Genomic DNA, 24,537 nt, shown 5'->3' on the forward strand with positions numbered 1-24,537 from the left:
AATAATATCATCAAAAATGAAAAATATAGTGGCTTTATTCATATAATTATAATTATTCTGTATTATTGGTTTTATTAAAATCGCAAACAAAAAGAGCAGAGATCTTTTCTCTGCTCTTCAAAATTGATTACAAAAAATTATTTTAATCTTACTTAGCAAAAGCAACTTGGTACCATAATTGATGACCATTGTTTAATTTCGATGGTTTCAATGAGTAGCCAGTAATCTTACTATTAACAGCATCGATTTGGTATTCATTATAAGTTGGAATGACATAAGCTTCATCATTCATGTATTTTTGCCATTCGTGGAACTTATCAACACGGTATTTATGGTCAAAGGCCTTTTGTGAGTCCATATCCTTAATGAGCTTCGTATTTTCTGGAGTTACAAAACGTGAGTAATTGGACATTGTCCCTTCACTATACATTTGCTCTTGAGATGGTTCTGTTGAAAGTGTCCAGCCAGCTAAAAATACATCAACCTTAGGATCATCATGTTGCACTTTATCATAGAAAGAATTGAATTCAGTTAATCGTCCACCTACTAGCTTAACGTTTAACCCAATCTTGTTCCATTGTTGAATAAAGTTTTGAGCAATTGGTTGGTTAATTGCTTGACCTGACATTGCCATAAAGTTAATTGTCAGTGGTTTACCATCAGGAGTAGTGCGCCACTTACCCTTCTTCTTATAGCCAGCTTTATCCAAAAGTTGGTTGGCCTTCTTTATGTTATAAGTATAACCTTTGGCATTCTTATCGAAGTAATCGCCAAATTGTGCAGGAATCAAAGTTGGAACTTGGAAGCTTAAGCCATCAGTATAATGCTTGTATACCGCATCAGTGTTCATTGCATAAGCCATCGCTTGCCGTAACGATTTGTTATTCATTTTAGCTTTAGGATTCATGACGTTCTTAGACTGTTTAGCATCCCATTTACCAACTTTAAAGCCCATATAATGATATGCTAATGGTACTTGGGCAACAAAGGTAACGTCGCTAGTACCCTTTACTTGTTTCCATTGATTATTGATTACACGAGCAATATCAAACTTATGACTCTTAATTGCTTGTGAAGCAGAATTTGGTGAAATTACTTGGTAAATAATCTTGTCTAATTTTGGCTTACCACGCCAGTAATATTTATTTGGAACCCAGGTTACAGATTGACCACGATTAATTTTCTGCACTTTATAGGGACCAAAATACAAAGGTCTCTTTCTGATTTGATCAGAAGCTTCTAGTTTAGAAAATGGAATATCTTTTAAATAATGATATGGTGCGGCGTTTTCCCAAATATAACCGTTACCACTGTAATACATGCCTGGCTTCAATTCCTGGCAGTGTAATACTGCAACGCGACCGTTTTCACCATCAGGCATTTCAATCCCAGAAATAGTCTTGGCTTTACCTTCGTGGTATTCTTTCATACCATTAATTATATTAAATTGAGATGCATAACGTTGTGATTTAGTTGCCTTATTGGCAATAATTTCATATGCATATTCAATATCTTTGGCCGTTACTTGCTTACCGTCAGACCATTTTACGCCCTTTTTAATTGTAATCGTAGCGGTTTTAGCTTTACGATCAAGTTTCAAGGTAGCAGGACCTTTATCATTAATCTTGTAGTGATTATCTGTATCAAATAATGACTCTTGACCAGGACTTGAAACATCAGCGTCGGGTTGACTCATCTGTAATTCATCATTAAAGATACCTGTGAAAGGAGTATCAGTTTCTTCTGCAACCCTAAGTGTACCTCCTTGTTTCGCAGTCTTAGTTTTAGTTTCGATTGGAAACTTGCTTGCAGTTTTTGCACCTTCATTACTAGTATTGCTACTCTTACCGCAAGCTACTAATGTTAAAGCAGCAGCTGAAACAACTCCCAGCGAACCTAAAAATTTACCTTTTTTCATAAAACGAGTTTCTCCTTCTTTATTATTAAATTTAATAGTGTTCGAAACAAGTTAATAATTAAATAATATCATTATAAATGAAAATTGCAACATAATAATTAATTTAAGCTTAATTTTACATGCTTTTTGTCTTTTATATTTTTAATCAAACAAAAAGAGTCTAGGAAGAAACTATTTTCTTAGACCATTAAAAAAACGTTGAACTTACTAGTTCAACGTTTTTTCTGTATACATTCTTTCTTGGTCTTGTTATTATTTAATTATCCAACTTCAAATAGAACGGAGACCAAAAACAATGTACCAAAATTATACCACAGGCCAGACTGCTTTAGTACTTAATTTAGACTTTACTATTCCGCAAAATCATCTCGTTCATGCCATTAGTCAGTTTGTTGACTCTATTCCCCTAGGAGGGTGAGTCTTCTGCTACTGGCCATCCAGCCTACCATCCGGCTCGAATGCTTAAAATCTTGCTTTTTGCCTATAGCCGCAAGGTCTTTTTCGGGCGCAAGATTGCCCAGATGCTAACTGAAAATCTGCCCATGATGTATTTGGCTGACCAGCAGACCATGTCCTATCACACGATTAATAACTTTCGTGCCAGCAAGCACGCCAACCAGCTGATTAAAAAGTGCTTCCTTTACTTTAACCACCTACTTCAAGAAGAGGGCCTGGTTTATAAGCATGCCCTTTTTATTGACGGTACCAAGGTTGAAGCTGATGCCAACAAGTATTCCTTTGTTTGGCGCAAGGCCATTGACCGCTTCCAAGCTAAATTGCAGGATGAAGCATTGGCACTCTACCAAGAATTAGTGGAGGAAGAAGTGGTTAAGGCCATGGCAGCCGAAGAAGTGCAGAGCAGTCAGGGGCTAAACCAGCTGGCCAATGAAGTTGAAGCAGAGGTCGAGCAACTTGACCAAGTGATTGCCAATGAGCTGAAAGCAATCCCCGGCGGATCTAAGCAGAAGCAAAAACGGCGGCGCTTAAAAAAGCTGTTTCACCGAATCCGACGCGACTATCAGCCGCGTGCCCAGAAGTATGAAGAATACCAAGCACTTTTTAAGGGTCGCAATAGTTTCTCTAAGACTGACCACGACGCCACCTTTATGCGCATGAAGGAAGACCCGATGCTTAACGGGCAGCTAAAGCCGGGCTACAATCTGCAGGTTGCGACCAGCAATCAGTATGTTATTGATTATGCCCTGTATCCTAACCCAACTGACACCAGAACTTTGGTACCTTTTCTTGAATAGCTGGTCGTTTTAGGCGACTTTGATAAATTGTCGCTGATGCGGGCTACGGCAGCGAGTATAACTACGCTGAGCTAACCGACCACTTTTGCAAGCAATTTTTAATTCCTTGCACTACTTATGAAAAAGAGCAGAAGCGCAAGTATCGTCATGACCCGACTAAGCTAGACAACTGGTATTATGATGAAACCGAGGATTATTACTTAGACCATCAGGGCGTGCGCTTCAACTTTAAACACTATTCAACTAGACGCGATCGTTACGGCTTTACCCGTCAGTTTAAAGTCTATGAAGCAGAGGAGTTTCAGCTAAATGCGGCCAAAACTGCTCTGGCTAAAACGCCCAGCGGACGCCAGCGCCAGCTCAATTACAATCCCACCTGGCAGTATTTCAAAGCCCAGGCCCAAGCAGCTCTTCAAAGCAAAACCGGCAAACGGATTTATGGTCAACGCAAGATTGATGTAGAACCGGTCTTTGGCCATTTGAAGCACGTATTTGGCATGCGCCGGGTCCACCTAAGAGGGCAAGCAAAAGTTGAAAATGATCTAGGATTAATGTTAATGACCATGAATTTGAAAAAATATTGGCAAAGGAGTGGTCCTAATAGTCAACTTTGGCGAGTAGAAAGAAGCAAAAAGCAGCTAAAACACTTTTTTCAGTGTTTTGGCTGCTTCTTTTTTGCTTAAGGAGCTAGTTTCTTCCCAGACTCTTTTAAAATCTTATTTTGCATATGCAACTTTAAACCACCTATCGTTACTATCTGATGGTTTAACCGAGTAACCGGTAAGCTTACCGTTAACTGCAGTTATTGAATATGAATTAGTCATTGGAACGCAGTAGGCTTCTTCATTCATATATTCCTGCCATTTGTGGAATTGTTCAACACGGTATTTATGATCAAATGCCTTTTCTGAATCAATTGCATCAAGTAGTTTAGAATTTTCTGGTGTGACAAATCTGGTAAAATCAAATGGAGCACCCTCACCATATAGATCATTTGGTGAAGGTTCACTTGACAAGGACCAAGCTCCTGTAAACATATCGATTTCGGGATCGTCATTTTGAACTTTATCAACATAAGAATTAAATTCAATCAGCCGATTATTAATTAAACTGACATTTAAGCCAATTTTATGCCATTGTTGCAGGTAGTTTTGCGTAATTGGTTCTTTACTTGGATCCGAACCCTCACTAACCAAAATTTTGATTTTTAACGGTTTACCGTTTGGCTGAACCCGCCATTTGCCTTTCTTCTTATAGCCAGCCTTATCTAGCAATTCATTTGCTTTCTTCAGGTTATAATCATAACCCTTTGCGTCCTTATCAAAGAAGTCACCAAATTGAGCCGGAATCAAAGTCGGTATTTGGAAAGTCAGGCCACCAGTATAGCGTTTCGTTGCCTGTGAAATATTCATAGCATATGCAATAGCTTTACGCAAAGATTTATTATTCATCTTGGCGTTCGGGTTCATTACGTTTTTACCCTTCTTTGCATCCCATTTTCCGACCTTAAAGCCAAGGTATGAATATTCCAAAGGAATTTTAGCAACAAAGTTTACGCCTTTAGTATCTTTTACCTGTTTCCATTGTGAGTTAATTACACTTGCAATATCAAATTTTTGACTTTTAATTGCTTGAGAAGCAGATTTAGTAGAAACTACTTGGCAAATGACTTTGGTTAACTTTGGTTTACCACGCCAGTAATATTTGTTAGGTGACCAAGTAACTGATTGACCGCGAACAACTTTATCCACCTTGTATGGGCCAAAGAACATCGGCTTTTTCCGAATTTGATCTGATGATTCCAGCTTACTGAATGGTACCTTTTTCAAGTAGTGATAAGGTTGGGCATTTTCACTAAAGTAACCATTACCACTATTATACATACCTGGCTTTAATTTATCGTAGTGAATAATTAATTTACGACCGTTTTCACCATCTGGCATTTCTAATCCTGAAATAGTTTTGGCTTTACCGTCATGATACTCTTTCATCCCCTTAATTGAGGCAATCGAACTAGTATATCTTTGCGATTTGGTTGCTTTATTGGCCATGATTTCATAAGAAAATTCCAAATCTTTAGCAACAACTTGCTTGCCATCAGACCACTTAACACCCTTTTTAACCACAATTGTAACTGTATTGTTTTTACGATCAATTTTCATGGTAGCTGGGCCTTTGTCATTGATTCGATAATCGTCATCAACATCAAATAGGTTCTCAAGACCAGGTTCCATGACATCCGCATCGGTCTGGGTAGTGGATAGTTCATTGGCAAAAATACCGGTAAATGGTGTATCCGTTTCGATAGCTTGCTTAACTGTTCCGCCTTCCTTGGTAGCCTTCTTTGGCACTACAGGGGAGAACTTGCTAGCTTGTTTTGTATCATCGGTATTAGCCGAATTACCGCCTTTGCCACAGGCAGCCAACGTCAATGCAGCTGCACTAACTAAACCAAGTGACCCCCAAAATTTCGTACTTTTCATAATTTTAACTCCTTCTAATTTCACGCTGGTAATATTTGAAACAAGTTAATGATTAAATCTTAACACATAAAATTAGTATATCAATAAAAATCTTAGTTTTTATTTAATTTATTTTTTATTCTATATTAAGACAGTATTTAACTTTGCCAACTTAGTGCTACTATTATTATTTAACATAACCAACTTGGTACCATAATGGATGATCATTATTAGATTCAGCTGGTTTAAGAGAGTATCCAGTAAGACGATCATTAACAGCATAAATTTTATATGCATTGTACATTGGAATAACGTATGCGTCTTTAAACATGTATTCTTGCCACTCATGAAATTTTTGCACACGATATTTGTGGTTAAATGCTTTTTCTGAGTCTATCTCATCAATTAGTTTATTATTTTCGGCAGTAACAAATCTAGTATAGTTTGCCGGACCACCTTCACTATATAGACCATTAGGTGACGGCTCATTTGAAAGTCCCCATGCAGCCATAAACATATCTACCGATTGATCATCATTTTGAACTTTATCGTAGAACGAGTTTATTTCAGTTAGCCTACCATTGAGCAAACCAACATTTAAACCAATTTTATGCCATTGCTGAATATAATTTTGTACAATCGGCTCCTGGGTTGCAGCTCCTGACATGGCCAATAGGTTAATTTTTAACGGTTTGCCATTAGGTTGAACACGCCATTTGCCTTTCTTCTTATAGCCAGCCTTATCCAAAAGTTCATTTGCTTTCTTTAAATTGTACGTAAAACCTTTGACCTTAGGATCGTAGAAATCACCAAATTGTTTGGGAATTAAAGTTGGAATCTGAAAGCTTAAGCCATTAGTATAGCGCTTATTAACAGCAGCAATATTCATTGCATAACCAATCGCCTGCCGTAATGACCTATTATTCATCTTGCTATTAGGATTCATTACGTTTTTGCCTTTTTTAGCATCCCATTTCCCCACTTTGAAGCCTAAATAGCTGTAATACAACGGGATTTGCGCGATGAATTTTACTTTTTCGGTATTTTTTACCTCTTTCCATTGCGAATTAACTACCTGAACAATATCAAACTTATGCGATTTAATCGCTTGCGAAGCAGAATTAGGTGAAACTACTTGATAAACAATTTTGGCCAACTTCGGCTTTCCGCGCCAATAATATTTATTTGGGATCCATGTTACTGATTGACCACGAACCAATTTGGCTAATTTATAAGGGCCAAAATAAAGTGGTTTTTTTCTAATCTTATCTGAAGACTCAAGTTTATCAAATGGTACGTCCTTTAAATAATGGTAAGGCGCAGCAGACTCAACATAGTAATCATTACCGCTAAATGACATCCCGGGCTTTAATGATGAAAAATGTAAAATCATCCGTAAGCCATTATCACCGTCTGGTAATTCGATCCCTGAGATAGTTTTTGCTTTCCCTTCATGATATTCTTTCAATCCCTTAAGAACCTCCAATTTTGTCGAATACCTCTGTGCTTTTGTTTTTTTATTGCCTAAAATTTCATAAGGATACTCTAGGTCTTTAGCTGTTACACGCTTGCCATCTGACCATTTAACACCTTTTTTTAACGTAATCGTAATTGTCTTATTTTTTTGATTAATCTTAATGGTTGCTGGTCCCTTATCATTTATTTTATGGTAATCATCCGTATCAAACAAAGATTCAGCACCTGGTGAGGCTATCTGTGCATCAAAAGAAGTAGTGGCTAATTGATCAGAAAAAATACCAGTAAAAGGTGTATCAGTTTCTAAGGCTACTTTAACTGTTCCTCCTTGTCTAGCGGCTTTCTTAGGCATAGAACTAGGAAATTTACTTGCTGTCTTTGCATCATTGCCATTACTTTGAATATTTTTACCACAGGCAATTAAGGTTAGAGCGGCCATGCCGACAATCCCAACCGAACCGATAGTTTTTAGTTTGGTCATTATTCTACACTCCTTTTTAATTATAATTAACCATTTATTAAATATTACCATATTTAAAGATGATAATATAATTTACTTTTAATTTAGGTAAAAAAATACTTCTAAAACTAGTTTTTCTAGTTCTAGAAGTATCTTGTACTTAATTTTATTTGCCTATTTACTTAATAAATCCGACTTTATACCATAATTGGTGACCGTTTGAATTGTCTGATGGCTTGGTTGAATACCCAGTTAATTTATTATTAACTGCAATCACTTTATAAGAGTTGTCCAATGGTAAAACAAAAGCTTGTTCATTCATGTATTCTTGCCATTGATGGAATTTTTCCACCCGATAACTATGATTAAAGGATTTTTGTGAATCAATCTCTTTTAAAAGCCTATTATTTTTAGACGTCGCAAAGCGAGAATAATTCATTGGCGAAGTTTCACCATACAATGAAGCTGGTGATGGTTCGCTAGCTAAACTCCAACCTGCCATGTAAACATCTACTTGTGGATCATCATTCTGAATCTTGTCATAAAATGAATTAAACTCAGTTAACCGGCCTCCAAGCAATTTTACATTTAGACCAATCTTTTGCCATTGTTGGATATAATTTTGAACCGTTGGCTCCTGAGCTGAACTTCCAGTCATAGCCATGAAGTTGATAGTCAATGGCTTGCCATTAGGTTGAACACGCCACTTGCCCTTCTTCTTATAGCCAGCTTTATCCAAAAGTTGATTAGCCTTCTTTAAATTATAATTGTATCCTTTGGCATCCTTGTCAAAATAATCGCCAAATTGAGCGGGAATTAAGGTTGGGATTCTAAAGCTTAAACCGGAGGTATAATGCTGGTCGACAGAATCAACATTAACTGCATAGCCCATTGCCTGCCGCAAAGCCTTATTATTCATTTTTGCTTTAGGATTCATCACATTTTTATCTTGCTTAGCATCCCATTTACCAACTTTAAAACCAATGTAATGATATGCAAGAGGAATTTGCGCAACAAAGTTTACGCCTTTTGTGTCTTTAACCTCATTCCATTGGTCATTAACAACTTCAGCGACATCAAACTTGCGACTCTTGATACCTTGCGAAATAGAATTTTGTGAAATTACTTGCGAAACAATTTTATCTAGTTTTGGTTTACCACGCCAATAATATTTATTAGGAACCCAAGTTACAGATTGTCCACGAACAATTTTTTCCACCTTATACGGTCCAAAGTATAATGGCTTTTTTCTGATTTGGTCAGAAGATTGTAATTTTTCAAATGGAATATCTTTTAAATAATGATACGGGGCTGCGCTTTCCAAGAAATAACCGTTACCACTGTATAACATTCCCGGCTTCATTTCTTTAAAATGTAAAATAACCGTACGACCATTATCACCATCAGGCATTTCGATTCCTGATATTGTCTTTGACTTGCCTTGGTGGTATTCTTTTACACCTTCAATCTCTTCCAGCTGATTACTATATCTCTGTGCCTTTGTTTTTTTATTAGCAAGAATTTCATATGGATATTCAAGGTCTTTAGCGGTTACTTGCTTACCATCGGACCATTTAACACCCTTTTTAACAGTAATTGTGATAGTCTTAGCTTTACGGTCAAGCTTCATTGTAGCCGGACCTTTATTTGTAATCTTATAACTATCATCAGTATCAAATAATGATTCTTCTCCTGGCTCAGCTACTGAGCTATCTATTGCCGTTGTAGAAAGTTCGTCAGAAAAAATACCTGTAAACGGTGTATCTGTCTTAATAGCATACTTCAAAGTACCACCCTGCTTAGCCTCTTTAACAGGTACTGCTTGAGGAAATTTACTTGCCGTTTTAGCATTTTGGTTATTAGCAGTATTGCTATTTTTGCCACAGGCTACCAAAGTCAACGCGACAGCTGAAGCAATGCTTGCTGCGCGAAGAATTTTTGTCTTATTCATATTATTAAAACTCCTATCTAATTAATGAATAATCCCGTGTGTTCTTGGAATAAGCTAATAAGTATATTTTAGCATAAGTTAGTTTAAGTTCCAATACTTATAAATTTATAAGCATTAATGTATAGATAAATTAAAATTAACTTTCTAATTAAATCCAAAAAATAACTTCGTTTAACAACGAAGTTATTTTTACTATTAAGTTAGTTTTCCCTCTGTCTTGCATCACCGGCCCGCTGTAATGCACGTCCAACATAGTTAATACTTAATGAAATTGCTAACAACATAACTGTAGCAGGTAGCCAAAGCCAAGGCCGACTTACAACGTTAACTGGATCGTTAGCAAAACCAATCAAGGTACCAAGTGAAGGAACTGTTGATGGTAAACCATAGCCAATAAAGGAAAGTGTTGTTTCAACACCAATATTACTTGCAATTGTCAAAACAACATCAATGATTATCATTGAAGTAATATTCGGTAAAACCTCACGGAACATAATTTTTAAATCTGATGAACCCGAAGTCTTTGAGGCAAGAACATAATCTCTGCCACGTTGTGACAAAACAAATGCTCTAAAGTATCTTGCAGTGGTTGTCCAACCGAACATCGAGATAATCCATACTAAACTCAAAGGACTATAGTGCGGAATAACACTTACTAAAACAATTTCAATTGGCATAGCAGGTAGGACTTGAACGAAGTCAACTATCCTCATGATAATTGCATCAACATAACCACCATAATATCCAGAAACTAATCCAACTACCAAACCTACAATTTCACAAACGGCGGTAACTCCTAAACCAATCAAGATAGAATTACGTCCACCCATGATTAGAAGGTTAACGATATCACGACCACCATCATCAGTGCCAAACAGATGACCGTTCATGCCCCATCCCATGTAAGCATCAATAATATTTGTTTCGGTAACCTTTTCAGAATTTAAGAATAATGATCCTCCAAAAGTAAACAAGAGAATTAAAACAATGATAATAAATGCAGTAAGTGCAATTTTATCCTTGACAATTTCTCTAACTACTACCTTAAAACTTGAAGCAGGAGAAGAAACTTTTTTCTTTTTTACTTCTTGAGTTGAAGTGTTTTCTTTCTTTTCAGACATTTCTTTTCCTCCTTACTTAATTCTGATTCTTGGATCAACGATACTCATAATAATATCTGACAAAAGATTTCCGAGTAAAGTAAGGATACCAAAGATTAAAATCAATGCCGTCAAAGTGGTGTAATCACGTTGTCCAATTGAATCTAGGAATAACTTACCCATTCCTGGGTAACTGAACACTGATTCTACAACCATTGAACCACTTAAAAGACCAGTAATAACTGTACCTATGGATGAAGCAATTGGTAATAGCGAGTTACGTAAAATATGTTTGTTGAAAACAACATTTTCGGGAACACCCTTACTGTGAGCAGTCCGAACGTAATCTTCGACTTTATTATCAACGATTCCTGTTCTCAGATACTGAACAATTGATGTCGTTGTTATCAATGCAACAAGACAAGCAGGCAAGATAATATGATAAATCTGACTGCCTAAAGTACCCCAAAAACCGGAAGCGTTAGGTGAAACAGATCCAGAAATTGGGAACCATCCTAGCGTAAAACCAAATAACCAAATTCCTAAAATGTAAAAGACAAATGGTGGCACGGCAAAAGTAACGTAGTTAAAAATTTGAACTGCTTGATCCTGCCATTGATCTTGGTGACGTCCTGCAGTAACACCCAAAGGAATGGAAATGCAGTAGGTGAGAATCGTTGTTAACAATGCAAGCCAAAAAGTATTTACAGCACGATCAGCAATTAGAGAAGTAACTGGTACGTGTTGAATATAACTGGTTCCAAGGTCGCCTTTAAATAAATTGCTAACCCAACGTCCATACTGAACTGGAGCCGGATCATACAGACCTGCTGCTCTCTTCAATGCTTCAATTTGTTTTGGATCAGTATTCGGATTAATTAGACCCGTAAATGGGTCACCCGGCATCATTTTAGCCAAGAAGAAGACTAAGATACTCAAGATAATCAACTGAGGAATCATAATTAATATACGTCTTAAGACTGTTTTCCACATTATTAGTCTCTCCCCTTTTTATTTAATTCTTCTTGCTGAAGTTCATCTTTAGGTAATGCAACCCAGTGTTTTCCGGACACTTGTTGAAGTGGGAAGACACGACCATCTTTATCATACCATTTACTTTGATCATTCTGAAATTCTTGTTCAACTTCTTCACGATGCCTCTTGTGTTCTTCACGGTGCTCAACATCTACAACCGGAATCGCAGAAAGTAAACGTTTGGTATATATGTGAATTGGATGATTATAAATATCTTCACGGGTACCGATTTCAACTAGTCGTCCACGGTGCATAATTGCCAAATTTTCTGACATGTGCTTTACAACACCCAAGTCATGAGAAATAAATAAATATGCTATATCATATTGCTGTTGAATGTGCTTCATAAAATTTAAAACTTGTGCCTGAACTGATAGATCTAAGGCACTTGTTGGCTCGTCTGCCACAATCAATCTTGGTCTTGTTGCTACTGCACGCGCAACACCAATTCTCTGTCTTTGACCACCTGAAAATTCATGTGGGTACTTGTAAATAGCGTCACTTGGCATACCAACAATATCCAATAATTCTTGTACTCGATCACGTTCTTGATCTGTAGTCAAATTTTCAAAGTTACGAATTGGTTCAGCAATGATGTCTTCAATTCGTTTTCTAGGATTCAAACTTGACATTGAGTCTTGAAAAATCATTTGAACATCTTTGTTGTAAACTAGCTTACGTCGATTCCGCGATTTCGTAATATCAACGTCTTTATAGATAATTTGGCCACTAGTTACAGGTTCTACACCAACTATCGCTTTACCTGTCGTTGATTTACCAGATCCTGATTCACCAATTAAGCCATAAGTTTCACCTTCGTTAATGGTAATACTTACGTCATCAACGGCACGAACATAATCTGTTATTCTGTTCCAAAAACCTGATCTAATTGGGTAATGCACCTTTAAATTTTTAACTTGAATAATTTCTTTAGTCATAATTACTCCCCACTTGCTTCAGCATCTTGAAAGTGGAACGTCTTCCAACACGAACATCTTACCCAGTGTCCTGGTTCAACTTCGTGCATGACTGGATCTTTTTCGTGTGCACTTGCTGGAATCCATGGGATTCTAGTCGCAAAACGATCACCTTCACGCGGCATATTTTGCAGCGAAGGAACAGTTCCCTGAATAACGTGTAAATCCTCATCCTCATCTTCAGACTGAGGCATTGAATTCAAAAGTGAGCGAGTATAAGGGTGAAGTGGATGTTCAAAGATAGTCTTAACATCGGCTTTTTCCACTACTTGACCAGCATACATAACAGCAACTTGATCAGCAGTTTCAGCAACAACACCCAAATCATGCGTAATTAAAATAATACCAGAATGTGACTGCCGTTGAATATCCTCTAGCAAGTCCAATATTTGGGCCTGAATAGTAACATCCAAAGCAGTAGTTGGTTCATCAGCAATAATAATTTCAGGCTTACATGCAATTGCCATCGCGATAACGATCCGTTGACGCAAACCACCTGAAAGCTCAAATGGATACATTGAATATGTTTCTTCAGGCTTAGGCATACCAACTTGATTAAAAAGTTCAATTACTCGAGCATGACGCTCTTTTTCATTCATATCCGTATGATAATAAAGCGTTTCGGCAACTTGATCACCAACCCGCATTAATGGGTTTAAACTTGCAAGAGGATCTTGGAAGATCATTCCGATCTTATTACCACGAATCTTATCAAACAAGGTTTCATTTAAACCTACGAGATTCAATTCATTATATAAAATGTCACCAGTTACTTTTGTATTTTTATGGTCATACAGACCAATTATACTTGCAGCTATTGTACTCTTACCACAGCCAGATTCACCTACAACTGATAAAATTTCATCACGCTTCAGAGTTATATTAATATCATCGGCAGCATCATAAAATTTTCCTTGTAATCGGTAAGCAGTATGCAAATGCTGGATATCCAGCAAGAGATCACTTTGTTTTTCCAAAGGCCATTCCCCTCTCAAATTTTCAACAGATTTATTAAAGATACTTAATAAATTTATTTAATTTCTAATTATATACATCAAATCGGCTACATGCAAATGCCTAATCAATATTTTAGGAATTATTTTTGGTGGGCTGCAATATAATTAACTGCATCTCCCACTGTTTTTATTTTCTCAGCATCTTCATCTGAAATTTCTGAACCAAATTCATCTTCAAGCTGCAAGATAAATTCAACGAGATCAATTGAATCTGCATCTAAATCATTGGTAAAATTGGTTTCCTTTGTGATTTTATCTTTATCAACATCAAAATTGTCTGCCAAAATATTTCTAATCTTGGTAAAAATTTCTTCTTCGGTCATCATTTCTTCTCCTTGATACTATTTAGTTAGTTTTTATCCGCAAATTCGCTTCTAAATTCTCCGATAATATTTTCTTTTAGTATTTTATCAATTTGCTTAATCGTAAAGTAAACTGCTCGTTGATCTGAACGGCCATGCGTCTTAACTACTGGAGCATCAACTCCAAGTAAAACTGCTCCGCCGTATTTATCAACGTCAAACTTAGAAACCAATCCCTTCAATGCCTTTTTAATTAATAAAGCACCAACTTTAACCATAAAACCACTATTTAGCAACTTATCTTTTAATAAATGGATTAAAACGGAAGATGTGCCTTCAATATTTTTTAAAACTGCATTTCCAGTAAAGCCATCAGTTGCAATTACATCGGCTTTGCCTTCCAAAAGTTCATTGCCTTCAATGTTACCAACAAAGTTAAGGTCACTATCGAGTAGCAATTGATAAGCAGATTGATGCAAATCGTCTCCCTTATCGCTTTCTGAACCATTATTAAGAAGGGCAACGCGCGGATTTTTGACGCCCCGTACTTTTTCAGCATAATACGATGCCATTTTAGCCCAGGTTAAAAGGTATTCAGGTTTGCTTTTAGCATTAGCACCAACATCAATCATATTAAAGCCATCATCCGAATTTTTAACCGGCAATGTAGGCATAAACCCTGGTCGTGCTATACCTTTAATTCGTCCAATAATGAAAATACCACAAGCAAGAATTGAACCCGTATTTCCTAAAGACAACAAAGCATCTGCTTTGCCTTGCTTCACAAATTGTGCAGCAACGACTAAAGACGAATCTTTTTTAGTCCTTATTGCTTTTACTGGTTCATCCTCATCATTAATGATTTCGGATGTTGCTACAATTTCAATCCGATCTTGATCAGAGCCAACCAGTTTTCTGATTTTTTTCTGATCACCAAATAAAATAAATTTAGTGTCGGTTAATTCAGCCTTTGCTTGCAAAACGGCTTGGACAATAGCTTTGGGGGCATTCTCGCCACCCATTGCATCAACTGCAATTGTTCTCATTTGTCACCACAATCTTTTCTAAGTACGTTCTTGCTGTAATTGTTTATATTCTAGCACTTGTTGTAAATTTTTATGCGTAGAATTGGTTAAATTTGGATCTTTTTTGATTAATTCCTGTGCTTCTTTTTGCGCAACCACCAAAGTTTCATAATTATTCACTACGTTGCCGACCTGGAATTCCGGCAGACCAGACTGTGCTTTACCAAACAAATCTCCTTCACCACGCATCTTCAAATCCTCCTCGGCAAGCTTAAAACCATCCGTTGTCGAAGCGATGATTTTCATGCGTGATTTTCCTGCCTCCGTTTTAGGATCAGCCAGAAAAATACAATAACTTTGTGTACTACCTCGACCGATTCGACCTCGAAGTTGGTGCAATTGACTAATACCAAAGCGATCAGCATTATAGATCACCATCATATTGGCATTTGCCACGTCAACCCCTACTTCAATTACGCTGGTTGTCACTAAGATATCTATTTGACCTGCCCCAAAGGCAGCCATAATGTCCTCTTTTTTGTTGCCAGGCATTTGACCATGAAGAAGTACTACTTTTTGGTCAGGAAAATCGTGACTTAATTTTTCAAAAAGCTCTTCTGCATTCTTTAAATCCAATGCCTCAGATTCGGTAATTAACGGTGTAACTGCGTAAATCTGGAAGCCCTGCGCCAATTGCTCGCGCATCAATTGATAGACTTCCTTCATTTTGCCACTAGTTTTCCAAGAAGACTTTATTTGCTTACGACCAGCAGGCAAATGACGTATTTCAGAAACAGTGGTATCGCCGTAGACAGTTAGGGCTAATGTCCGCGGAATCGGTGTCGCGGTCATTGCCAAAACATCAGGTACATTACCTTTATTTATTAAAGTTTGCCTTTGACTGACACCAAAACGGTGCTGCTCATCAATAATGACAACCCCCAAGTTTTTAAAGATTACTTTTGCTTGAATTAAAGCGTGAGTTCCAACTACAACATTAATTGTACCATCCGTTAATTCGCGATAAATTTCCCGTCGTTCTAAAGTTTTGGTAGTCCCAGTTAATAATGCACACCTAACTCCAAATGGTCGGAGTAGCTCATCAATTTTTTTAAAATGCTGAGTGGCTAAAATTTCCGTTGGCACCATCAGGGCCGCTTGAAAACCTGCAGTAATTGCAGCATAGATGACATAAATAGCAACAATTGTCTTTCCCGAACCAACATCCCCCTGTAAAAGACGGTTCATCTGTCTAGTTGAATGAATATCAGCAAATATTTCATTGATTACCTGTTTCTGGTCAGCAGATAATTCAAATGGCAATTCTTTAGTCAGCCGGGCTATTTCAGTTAAATCATATTTTTTGGCAATACCACGATTGTGCTTATTTTGACTAGTTAATTGGGCCAATTCTGTTTGGAAAATAAAGAATTCACGAAAAATTGCACTTCTTTTTGCTAGCTGCGCTTCTCGTGCATTCTTAGGATGGTGCATTTGAACGATAATCTGTTGTTCAGAAAGCAATCTGTATTTATTTTTCAATGATTCCGGAACGATATCCTCAACTTCAGGTAAAAAATCTTCAATAGCTAAATTTATTAACTCAACAAGCTTTTTTTGCCGGATATTGCGGTTAACCGAATAAATTGGCGCCATTCCACTATCATTTTCTTTACTAGCGACAAATTTAAAGCCAGATAAGCTTTGTCTAGAAGCATTATACTTGCCATAAACAGCCACTTCTTTGCCAATTGTAATTTTGTACTTTAACCAAGGTTGATTAAAAAAATTGACCATGACAACATCATGGTCAATTCTTATTTTAAAACTAAGTCTGCTTTTTTTATAACCAAAACGACTAACAAAAGCCTCAGTTGCTACTATTCCCTTCAGCATTACCTTTTGACCATCCATGATCTGATCAAGAGGTATCGTCTGCAGTTCATCGTAGCGAAAAGGAAAATAAAACAACAAATCATATATGCTGTAAATGCCTAAACTTCCAAGTGCAGCCGCAGTTTTTGTCCCGACACCTTTTAAGTCAGTGACAGGAGCAAACAACTTCTTTGTATTCATTTTTATTCAACAGAAATCAAGAAATTGTAGACAGGTTGACCACCATTATGAATTTCAAATTCAAGATCGTCATGCTTGTTCTTAAGTGCCTCTGCAACTTGGTTAGCTTCTTCTTTGTTAGAATCCCGACCAAACATAATTGTTATGATCTCGGAATCTTCATCCAGCATTTTTTCAACCATATCAATCGTTGAATTAATCAAATCCGTTTCTGCAACCTGAATGTCACCGTCAATGATGCCGAGATAGTCATTTTCATGAATCTCTACACCATTAATTGTCGTATCACGGTTCGCCTTAGTCACTTCACCAGAAACAACATCTTCTAAAGCATCTGTCATGCTCTCAACGTTATCGTCAAGAGAATCATCAGCATCAAAGGAAAGCATTGCAGTCAGACCTTGTGAAATAGTTTTAGTTGGAACAATGTCAACAGGTATATCACTTACTTCAGCAGCCTGCTTAGCGGCCATCACGATATTGCCATTATTTGGTAAAACAATCGCCTTCTTAGCACCAGACTTTTTAATTGCGTCAATAATGTCTTGGGTAGATGGGTTCATCGTCTGACCACCAGAAATAATTCTATTGACTCCTTCGCTTTCAAACAGCTTACGAATGCCGTTACCTGAAGCAACAGCAATTACAGCAAAATCAACACTTTCTTGCTCTTCTTCACTGTTATTAACGATTGTCTCATGCTGAATCCGCATATTGTCAATCTTAATTTTACCTAGTTGGCCAAATTGCTTGCCGTATTCAAAGACAGCACCTGGATGCTCAGTATGAATATGGACTTTAGCAACTTCATCATCGGAAACGGCCAATAAAGAATCGCCTATTTGTGACAAGTGTGCTCTAAATTCTTCAAGGTCAAAAGGTTTTTTATTAGGAACATCAGCAGTCAAGTCAACCATGATTTCCGTACAATAACCATTAGCTATATCTTGAGTAGATAGTTGGGATTGAACTGATTGGTGGTGCATGGCATTAATCATTTCATCCATTTCACCTTCATCAGGCTGATAACGATCAGCAAAGTTTTCTCCTAATAAACCTTCTAAGAAACCTTCATAAATGAAGAGCAAGCCTTGACCACCTGAATCAACCACCCCAACTTGTTTTAAGACTGGTAATAAATCAGGGGTCGTTTTAAGGGCAGCTTTTGCACCCTCTACAATTGCCTTCATTACTTCTTCAACATCGTCAGTTTCATTGGCCTTATTAGCACCTTCTTGGGCAGCAACCCGGGCAACAGTTAGAATAGTCCCTTCAACAGGTTTCATAACAGCCTTGTATGCAGTTGCAACACCATTTGAAAAAGCATTTGCAAGCTCTTGAGCATTTAAAGTTTTCATGCCTTGGGTAGCTTTATAAACACCCCTAAAGAGTTGTGAAGAAATGACCCCACTGTTGCCGCGAGCACCCATTAACATTCCCTTGGCAAGACTTTCAGTTAAGTCGCCAACACTTGTACTAGTATTTTCACTAACAGCTTTAGCTCCGCTTTCAATAGTCAAATTCATATTAGTACCAGTGTCTCCATCCGGAACTGGGAAAACGTTCAAGGAGTTAATAAACTCTGCGTTACGTCCAAGTCGATGCGTGGCCACACGAACCATATCTCTAAACTTTTTACTATCTATTTCCTTTAAAACCAATATTCTTACCCTCCGCTTGAGTTATTCATCAAGCACTTTAACACTTTGAACGATGACATTAACAGCTTTCGTATCAATTCCAAGTTGATTCTTCAAATTGAACTTGACGCTAGTTTGCACATTACGGCTAACTTCTGAAATTTTTAGTCCGTAACCAACAATTATATAAACATCAACCGTAATTTTATTATCTTCTGACTTAACAACAACACCACGTTTATAATTTGCTCGATTTAGAATTCCATCAAAACCGTCTCGAATAGCATTCTTTGATGCCATCCCGACAACGCCATAATTGGATGTAGCTGCACTACCAACGACAATTGCAATTACTCCATTAGAAATGTCAATCAAGCCATCTTTTGTTTTGATTTTAACAGCCATGTTTATCCTCCGTATCATTGTTCTCAATATTATGAATCTATTTTATCATAGTAATCAAGTATTAATGCAAAATTCCATTTATAAAAAATACTTTTACGGTTGCAAAGATCTTAAGGATATGCTATCTTAGTTTAGTATGAAAACACAAATAAAGGAGGTTTAGCAAATGGCAAAAGATTATATAACTGGTAAAAAGACCACTTTCGGCAACACGCGTTCACATTCTTTGAATTCATCACGTCGTACCTGGAAGCCAAACCTTCAAAAAGTTCGTATTCTTGTTGATGGTAAACCAAAGCGTGTATGGGTTTCAACTAAGACTTTGAAGTCTGGTAAAGTAACTCGTGCGTAATAACGATAGAAACTGGCAGATTTATCTGTCAGTTTTTTATTTTATAAATTAAACATAAAAAACCATTTTTCTTTTTATTGAGCTGATAACAAATGCTCATTAAATTGAAAAATGGTTTTTTGCTAAATATTTTGGTAGCGATCAAGGTCTTTTGACTGTATAACGGCTAAAACACCTTGATCACAAGCCAGATTAAATGTCTCACTTGCCGGTAAAAACTCGTTTGAGCCAAAAGAAACGGGTATGGGACTGTTGTAACCAGTTAAATGATACTTTGCCCCACTGATATTTAAATTTTGAACAGGCGTTAAGTTAATAACACCAAAATACTTATAGCCGGGTAATTTTTTTACGGTATAAGTTCCAGGCCGATAAAATTGAATTTCATTTTGCTGATCGACAATTGCTATTTTTTCCGTATAAGCACTAAATTCTGGTTTTAATACCATCAGTAAGTTATTCAAAAAATGATCAAGACGGCCACCAGTCGATCCAAAGAGGGTTAAAAATTCTACCCCGTAATCTTCAAACGCATATCTAATCATTAATTCAGTATCAGTCAGATCCTTTTCAGGTACCGAATAGCGGATATCTGACACTGTTTGCTCTATTTGCGAAAGTTCCTGCGGCTTTAAAGAATCAAAATCTCCAACTGCTAAATCTGGCTTTAAGCCCAATTCCCGCAACAAGATGCTGCCCCGATCAACGCCAATCAAAAACTCGCCATTTTGCCTAGCTTGTTTTAACTGTGCCGTCAAATCAGTTGGCCATTGATCCTTCGGCGCACCCAATAACGCTATTGCTTTCATCATTCATCAATACTCTGTCTTAATTTAGTAATTTGTTGGGGTATGCTGTCTTGACAGAAAAGATATGAACCGGCAACAAAAATTTCCGCACCAGCCTTTTTAGTTAGCTGTGCCGTTTCATCATTAATTCCACCGTCTACTTCGATTGGAACATTATCGCCAATAATTTTCTTGGCTTCTTCAATCTTAGAACATGATTCAGAAATAAACTTTTGTCCGCCAAAGCCCGGATATACGGTCATAATTAGAACTTGATCAATTAAAGTACTATATTTAGCCAAGACAGAAACCGGAGTATCAGGATTTAAGACCAGCCCCACTTTAACTTTACTTGCATGCAAAAATGCAATCCATTTGCTTAAATCTTCTTCATTAATTGCTTCATAGTGAAGCAGAATAAGATCAGCTCCTGCCTTAATAAATGCTGGAACAAGATCATCTGGATTATCACTCATCAGATGGACTTCTGCTTCCAGATCAGGGAAAGCTTTCTTAAAGTCGCTAACTACCTGAGGTCCAAATGACAAATTAGGAACAAAATGGCCATCCATGATATCAATGTGAAAGCGAGTTATTCCTGCGTCTGCAGCAACTTGGATGTCTTTAATCAAATCTAAATTATTAATGTTTAAAATCGAAGGTGCAATCAAAATTATTCTCCTTACTTCAAATACTCAGGAATGCGACCATTTTCAATTTCTGACCGCATTAATAGGTAATCATCATAACGACTTTGCAAAAATTGTTTTTCTTCTACTAATTTTTTCACTTCACATTTAGGCTCTTTTAAATGCTGACAGCCCCTAAACTTGCATTTAGCACTTGCCTTTTTAAATTCAACAAAATAGTTGCATAATTCATTAATTTTAATCGGCGTAAAATCAAGCGCGGAAAATCCCGGAGTATCAGCCAAAAAGCCCTCACCCAATTTAAACAACTGGACAGTTCTAGTCGTATGCTTGCCCCGATTCAAGCTAGTAGAAATTGCTCCTGTTTTCTGTTTAAGGTCTTTTTTCAGGTGATTAATTAGGGTGGATTTCCCGGCACCTGATTGTCCAGCCAGTGTCCAGATTTGCGCAGAAGTAATGGCTAAGGGTAACTTAGCAGCCAAATCTTCCCATTTGTAGTAAACAGGGTAACCGATTTTGACATAGTAAGCTAAACTTTTACTAATCTCAGTAAACCTGTTTGCATCGATCAGGTCACTTTTTGAAAGATAAATGCTAACTGCCACTTTTTGCCAAGAGAAAAAGGTTAAATAGCGATCAAGCAGCTGCAAGGAAAAATCAGGCTCAACTGCCGACATTACCAATAAAACGTGATCAACATTCGCAAGAGCCGGACGACCGACCAGATTCGTTCGTGGTAAAACTTCGACTAAGTAACTTATTCCCTCCTCATCTATTTGAATTTTGACGCGATCACCCACAACAGGCTTCATTTTGGTTTTCCGAAAAAGTCCGCGTGCTCGTGTCCGCACAACTTGATCCTTAGTTTGAACATCATAAAAACCGGCAATTAAGCCAATAATTATTCCTTCAGTCTGCTTTGTCATTTAGTCACCTTTTCATTCAGGATGGTTTGTCCATCGCGAACAACTCGTAATTCACCAGAATGGTTCTTCAGCAAAAATGGAATTGAGAAATTAACATCCCGCTTAATGTATAAATCACGATAAATATTATCAATCGAATGATTATCATCCGCAATATAAATCTGAACGTGATTGCCGCGCTTGTTTGATGAGTCATCGTCATCATCGTCTTCATAGGTAATCGTAAACGTCTTAATAACCGTAGAGTCTCTTTCAGCCTTAGGCCCTTCCGAAACACTCACAACAATCGTACTTCCTCTAGGAACCTCTGTGCCAGCAGATGGACTCATCGAAATGATATTCCCCTTTTTCACCCGTTTAGAATACGTTGGTGTTACTTGCAAAATCAATTCATGTTTATGAGCGAATTCTTGGACGGCCTTAAGAGAATAATTTTTAAAGTTAAGTAATTTTACACTCTTGCGCCGATCATTGTCATCTCTACCTTTAGAGACAACTAACGTAATTGTTGTCCTTGCCGGTTTTACTTCAACATCTGCCGCAATACTTTGCGAAATTACGTGGTTGACGGGAACATTATCAGAGAATTGATTTTCGCGAATAACGTCAAAGCCCATTTTTTCTAACTTATAGACGGCTCTTTCATATGCCTCTCCGGTTACATCAGGTACACGGACCATTCCCGCCCCGTCTGACACATAAATATCAACGAAGCGACCTTTCTTCAAACTTTTTCCTGCGCTTGGAGAAGTTCGAATAACTTTCCCGCGTTTGATACTGTTAGAATTTCGGTGCTTAATTTGTCCCACTTTGAGACCGACATTTTCAATTTGTTGCCGGGCACGGTCTTCCGATAAATTAGTCACATCTGGAATTCTAATATCATTGCGACTATTATTAGTAACAACAAAAAACATTAAGACGACTACTAAAATTGCTGCCAAGCCAACAAATAGCCACCACCATTTGTGATTGCGCAATGCTTGAAAGAAGTTTGTCTTTTTAGGTAATTCTTTTTCTTCATTTTGCTCAATCTCATCTTCAACCTTTTGCTCAGTTGACTTTGGCTTAGACTTAGCATTGAAATTAGGCAAAATAATAGTTTCATCGTCATTGACACCATGAGTCGGTTCAAAAACGGGTTCATCTGCGCGGGCTGGATCTAAACTAGTATCAAGGTCTGATTGCATTTCCCTAGCAGAAGCATACCGGTCACGCGGGTCTTTGGCTGTTGCTTTTAGCACAACGTTTTCAAGTGCCTGAGGCACATTTGCATCTTTTTCCTTAATAGAAGGAATTGGCTCCTGGGCATGCTTAAGTGCAATCGCGACTGCCGAATCCCCGTTGAATGGAACCGAACCGGTTATTAATTCGTAAAGAATAATACCTAAAGAATAAATATCAGACTGCTTAGTAATTAAGCCGCCACGAGTCTGCTCGGGCGACATATAATGAACAGAACCAAGAGCAGAATTAGTTTGGGTAATTGAATTTTGATTCAGGGCTACAGCAATCCCAAAATCCGCTATTTTAATATTTCCCCTTTTATCCATGAGGATATTTTGCGGCTTTAAGTCACGGTGAATCACATTATGCTTATGAGCCAATGCCATCGCACTTAAAATTTGATCCATAATTCGGATAACATCATGCAAATCTAGGGGCGAATTTTGTAATATATAGTCCTTTAAGTCCGGGCCATCAACGTATTCCATTACCATATAAGGTAATCCCTGATCAGTACCGACATCGAGAACCATGACAATATTTGGATGACTTAGTTCACTAGTCGCAAGGGCTTCACGCTGAAAACGAGCCAATGTCTGCGGTTCTTTTTGCAAATCCAACCTTAAGATTTTAACTGCTACTTTGCGCTGCAAAATGATGTCTTCTGCTAAATAAACATTAGCCATTCCACCTTCACCCAGCGTATCAAGGATGCGATAACGGTCACCTAATAAATATCCTTTATTGATCACTAGTCATCACCGCCTTCATTTAGCACTAGGCAAACTGTGATATTGTCTCCACCACCTAAACGATTAGCCTCATTAATTAATTTATGACAACGGTCTTTAAGCGATAAGCCCTTAGTAGCCAAAATTTGTTGAATTTGCGGATCGCTTAAGGAATTGGTCAAACCATCAGTACACAATAATATCAGGTCATTATCCTTTAAATCGATTTGACAAAACTCAGGGTCAACCGTACTGGAAACACCTAGTGATTGCGTAATGATATTTTTTTGTGGGTGATTTTTTGCTTGTTGCTTGGTAATCTGACCCATTTTCACTAATTCATTAACTAGTGAGTGATCTTCTACTAATTGTGTAAATTGACCATCAGAATAGCCATAAGCCCTTGAGTCACCTAAATGAGCAATCAGGGCTTGGTGATCGAATACAATTGCTAAAACAATTGTTGTCCCCATTCCATTTAGATCAGGAAAGCGATCAGCGGTGCGCAAGATTGTTTCATTTTCAGAGCTCAATTGCACATCCAGCCATTTATGCGCACTAACACAATCGTTAAAATCAGTCATGCTAAAACTATGTCCGAGATGACTGACAGCCATCGTTGAGGCAACATCCCCACCTTGGTGGCCACCCATGCCATCACAGACAATCGCCATTGTTACATTACTTTTATTTTCAAAAACTTGAACAAAATCTTGATTACTTTTCCGTATCCGACCAATACTGGAAGCAAATGCTGTTTTTATCAA

Annotated in this window: 19 protein-coding genes and 1 pseudogene; 2 read left to right on the forward strand and 18 right to left on the reverse strand. The window is 37.5% G+C overall.

What is annotated here, in order from left to right; translation table 11 throughout:
- Positions 1-148: 148 nt before the first annotated feature.
- Positions 149-1,918, reverse strand: a complete 1,770-nt coding sequence (locus tag J3U71_RS06365) for an oligopeptide ABC transporter substrate-binding protein (RefSeq protein WP_220268118.1) — start codon at positions 1,916-1,918, stop codon at positions 149-151.
- 295 nt (positions 1,919-2,213) lie between these two features.
- On the opposite strand from J3U71_RS06365, the pseudogene J3U71_RS06370 reads away from it, so the two are divergent.
- Positions 2,214-3,854, forward strand: a pseudogene (locus J3U71_RS06370) (IS1182 family transposase).
- 33 nt (positions 3,855-3,887) lie between these two features.
- Here J3U71_RS06370 and J3U71_RS06375 read toward each other — a convergent pair.
- The 12 genes from J3U71_RS06375 to J3U71_RS06430 all read right to left on the reverse strand — a co-directional run bounded on the left by J3U71_RS06375 (position 3,888) and on the right by J3U71_RS06430 (position 19,096).
- The gene (locus J3U71_RS06375) at positions 3,888-5,654 is read right to left on the reverse strand and encodes an oligopeptide ABC transporter substrate-binding protein (protein WP_220268119.1); all 1,767 of its coding nucleotides are present in this window, start codon (positions 5,652-5,654) and stop codon (positions 3,888-3,890) included.
- Between the two features lie 166 nt (positions 5,655-5,820).
- Positions 5,821-7,590 (reverse strand): oligopeptide ABC transporter substrate-binding protein, encoded by a 1,770-nt coding sequence (locus tag J3U71_RS06380; RefSeq protein ID WP_267393211.1) that lies wholly within the window; start codon positions 7,588-7,590, stop codon positions 5,821-5,823.
- 157 nt (positions 7,591-7,747) lie between these two features.
- Positions 7,748-9,520, reverse strand: a complete 1,773-nt coding sequence (locus J3U71_RS06385) for an oligopeptide ABC transporter substrate-binding protein (protein WP_267393213.1) — start codon at positions 9,518-9,520, stop codon at positions 7,748-7,750.
- Positions 9,521-9,720: 200 nt separating this feature from the next.
- Positions 9,721-10,641, reverse strand: a complete 921-nt coding sequence (locus J3U71_RS06390) for an ABC transporter permease (RefSeq protein WP_220268122.1) — start codon at positions 10,639-10,641, stop codon at positions 9,721-9,723.
- A gap of 12 nt (positions 10,642-10,653) precedes the next feature.
- A complete protein-coding gene (opp4B, locus tag J3U71_RS06395) occupies positions 10,654-11,613 on the reverse strand; it encodes an oligopeptide ABC transporter permease (RefSeq protein WP_220268123.1) in 960 nt (319 codons plus the stop codon).
- Positions 11,614-11,615: 2 nt separating this feature from the next.
- Positions 11,616-12,593, reverse strand: a complete 978-nt coding sequence (locus J3U71_RS06400) for an ATP-binding cassette domain-containing protein (protein WP_267393216.1) — start codon at positions 12,591-12,593, stop codon at positions 11,616-11,618.
- Positions 12,594-12,595: 2 nt separating this feature from the next.
- Positions 12,596-13,609, reverse strand: a complete 1,014-nt coding sequence (locus J3U71_RS06405; RefSeq protein ID WP_267393218.1) for an ABC transporter ATP-binding protein — start codon at positions 13,607-13,609, stop codon at positions 12,596-12,598.
- Positions 13,610-13,728: 119 nt separating this feature from the next.
- Positions 13,729-13,971, reverse strand: a complete 243-nt coding sequence (gene acpP / locus J3U71_RS06410) for an acyl carrier protein (protein ID WP_267393220.1) — start codon at positions 13,969-13,971, stop codon at positions 13,729-13,731.
- Between the two features lie 26 nt (positions 13,972-13,997).
- The gene (gene plsX / locus J3U71_RS06415; protein WP_267393223.1) at positions 13,998-14,996 is read right to left on the reverse strand and encodes a phosphate acyltransferase PlsX; all 999 of its coding nucleotides are present in this window, start codon (positions 14,994-14,996) and stop codon (positions 13,998-14,000) included.
- Between the two features lie 18 nt (positions 14,997-15,014).
- Positions 15,015-17,051 (reverse strand): ATP-dependent DNA helicase RecG, encoded by a 2,037-nt coding sequence (gene recG, locus J3U71_RS06420; RefSeq protein ID WP_267393226.1) that lies wholly within the window; start codon positions 17,049-17,051, stop codon positions 15,015-15,017.
- A gap of 2 nt (positions 17,052-17,053) precedes the next feature.
- Complete coding sequence (locus J3U71_RS06425; RefSeq protein WP_267393228.1) at positions 17,054-18,712, reverse strand: DAK2 domain-containing protein; 1,659 nt, start codon at positions 18,710-18,712, stop codon at positions 17,054-17,056.
- Positions 18,713-18,733: 21 nt separating this feature from the next.
- Positions 18,734-19,096, reverse strand: coding sequence for an Asp23/Gls24 family envelope stress response protein (locus J3U71_RS06430; RefSeq protein WP_103751800.1), 363 nt, complete (start codon positions 19,094-19,096; stop codon positions 18,734-18,736).
- A 166-nt stretch (positions 19,097-19,262) separates the two neighbouring features.
- Between J3U71_RS06430 and rpmB the strand changes: the two genes are divergently transcribed.
- Positions 19,263-19,448, forward strand: coding sequence for a 50S ribosomal protein L28 (gene rpmB / locus J3U71_RS06435; RefSeq protein ID WP_046307139.1), 186 nt, complete (start codon positions 19,263-19,265; stop codon positions 19,446-19,448).
- A gap of 122 nt (positions 19,449-19,570) precedes the next feature.
- Here rpmB and J3U71_RS06440 read toward each other — a convergent pair whose 3' ends face one another.
- The 5 genes from J3U71_RS06440 to J3U71_RS06460 are packed head-to-tail and all read right to left on the reverse strand — an operon-like array spanning position 19,571 to position 24,537.
- The gene (locus tag J3U71_RS06440) at positions 19,571-20,260 is read right to left on the reverse strand and encodes a thiamine diphosphokinase (protein ID WP_323848339.1); all 690 of its coding nucleotides are present in this window, start codon (positions 20,258-20,260) and stop codon (positions 19,571-19,573) included.
- Positions 20,257-20,910 (reverse strand): ribulose-phosphate 3-epimerase, encoded by a 654-nt coding sequence (gene rpe / locus J3U71_RS06445; protein ID WP_267393364.1) that lies wholly within the window; start codon positions 20,908-20,910, stop codon positions 20,257-20,259. Before rpe ends, J3U71_RS06440 begins: the two co-directional genes overlap by 4 nt.
- Before the next feature lie 8 nt (positions 20,911-20,918).
- Positions 20,919-21,812, reverse strand: coding sequence for a ribosome small subunit-dependent GTPase A (gene rsgA, locus J3U71_RS06450; protein WP_267393231.1), 894 nt, complete (start codon positions 21,810-21,812; stop codon positions 20,919-20,921).
- The gene (pknB, locus tag J3U71_RS06455; RefSeq protein WP_267393233.1) at positions 21,809-23,791 is read right to left on the reverse strand and encodes a Stk1 family PASTA domain-containing Ser/Thr kinase; all 1,983 of its coding nucleotides are present in this window, start codon (positions 23,789-23,791) and stop codon (positions 21,809-21,811) included. The genes rsgA and pknB overlap by 4 nt, the downstream gene beginning before the upstream one ends.
- Positions 23,791-24,537 carry a Stp1/IreP family PP2C-type Ser/Thr phosphatase gene (locus tag J3U71_RS06460; RefSeq protein WP_220219827.1) on the reverse strand — a complete coding sequence of 249 codons (747 nt, stop codon included), beginning with the start codon at positions 24,535-24,537 and terminating at the stop codon, positions 23,791-23,793. The genes pknB and J3U71_RS06460 overlap by 1 nt, the downstream gene beginning before the upstream one ends.

Origin of the sequence: Lactobacillus sp. B4015 (assembly GCF_026536055.1) — a bacterium.
Classification (GTDB): domain Bacteria; phylum Bacillota; class Bacilli; order Lactobacillales; family Lactobacillaceae; genus Lactobacillus; species Lactobacillus panisapium.

What these genes read in the sequence shown, in the direction of transcription:
- acpP (WP_267393220.1), bottom strand. Translation starts at nt 13,971, where the DNA reads ATGACCGAAGAAGAAATTTTTACCAAGATTAGAAATATTTTGGCAGAC.
- J3U71_RS06375 (WP_220268119.1), bottom strand. Translation starts at nt 5,654, where the DNA reads ATGAAAAGTACGAAATTTTGGGGGTCACTTGGTTTAGTTAGTGCAGCT.
- plsX (WP_267393223.1), bottom strand. Translation starts at nt 14,996, where the DNA reads ATGAGAACAATTGCAGTTGATGCAATGGGTGGCGAGAATGCCCCCAAA.
- rpmB (WP_046307139.1), top strand. Translation starts at nt 19,263, where the DNA reads ATGGCAAAAGATTATATAACTGGTAAAAAGACCACTTTCGGCAACACG.
- opp4B (WP_220268123.1), bottom strand. Translation starts at nt 11,613, where the DNA reads ATGTGGAAAACAGTCTTAAGACGTATATTAATTATGATTCCTCAGTTG.
- J3U71_RS06390 (WP_220268122.1), bottom strand. Translation starts at nt 10,641, where the DNA reads ATGTCTGAAAAGAAAGAAAACACTTCAACTCAAGAAGTAAAAAAGAAA.
- J3U71_RS06365 (WP_220268118.1), bottom strand. Translation starts at nt 1,918, where the DNA reads ATGAAAAAAGGTAAATTTTTAGGTTCGCTGGGAGTTGTTTCAGCTGCT.
- rsgA (WP_267393231.1), bottom strand. Translation starts at nt 21,812, where the DNA reads ATGACAAAGCAGACTGAAGGAATAATTATTGGCTTAATTGCCGGTTTT.
- J3U71_RS06385 (WP_267393213.1), bottom strand. Translation starts at nt 9,520, where the DNA reads ATGAATAAGACAAAAATTCTTCGCGCAGCAAGCATTGCTTCAGCTGTC.
- J3U71_RS06440 (WP_323848339.1), bottom strand. Translation starts at nt 20,260, where the DNA reads ATGATGAAAGCAATAGCGTTATTGGGTGCGCCGAAGGATCAATGGCCA.
- J3U71_RS06380 (WP_267393211.1), bottom strand. Translation starts at nt 7,590, where the DNA reads ATGACCAAACTAAAAACTATCGGTTCGGTTGGGATTGTCGGCATGGCC.
- recG (WP_267393226.1), bottom strand. Translation starts at nt 17,051, where the DNA reads ATGAATACAAAGAAGTTGTTTGCTCCTGTCACTGACTTAAAAGGTGTC.
- J3U71_RS06400 (WP_267393216.1), bottom strand. Translation starts at nt 12,593, where the DNA reads ATGACTAAAGAAATTATTCAAGTTAAAAATTTAAAGGTGCATTACCCA.
- J3U71_RS06430 (WP_103751800.1), bottom strand. Translation starts at nt 19,096, where the DNA reads ATGGCTGTTAAAATCAAAACAAAAGATGGCTTGATTGACATTTCTAAT.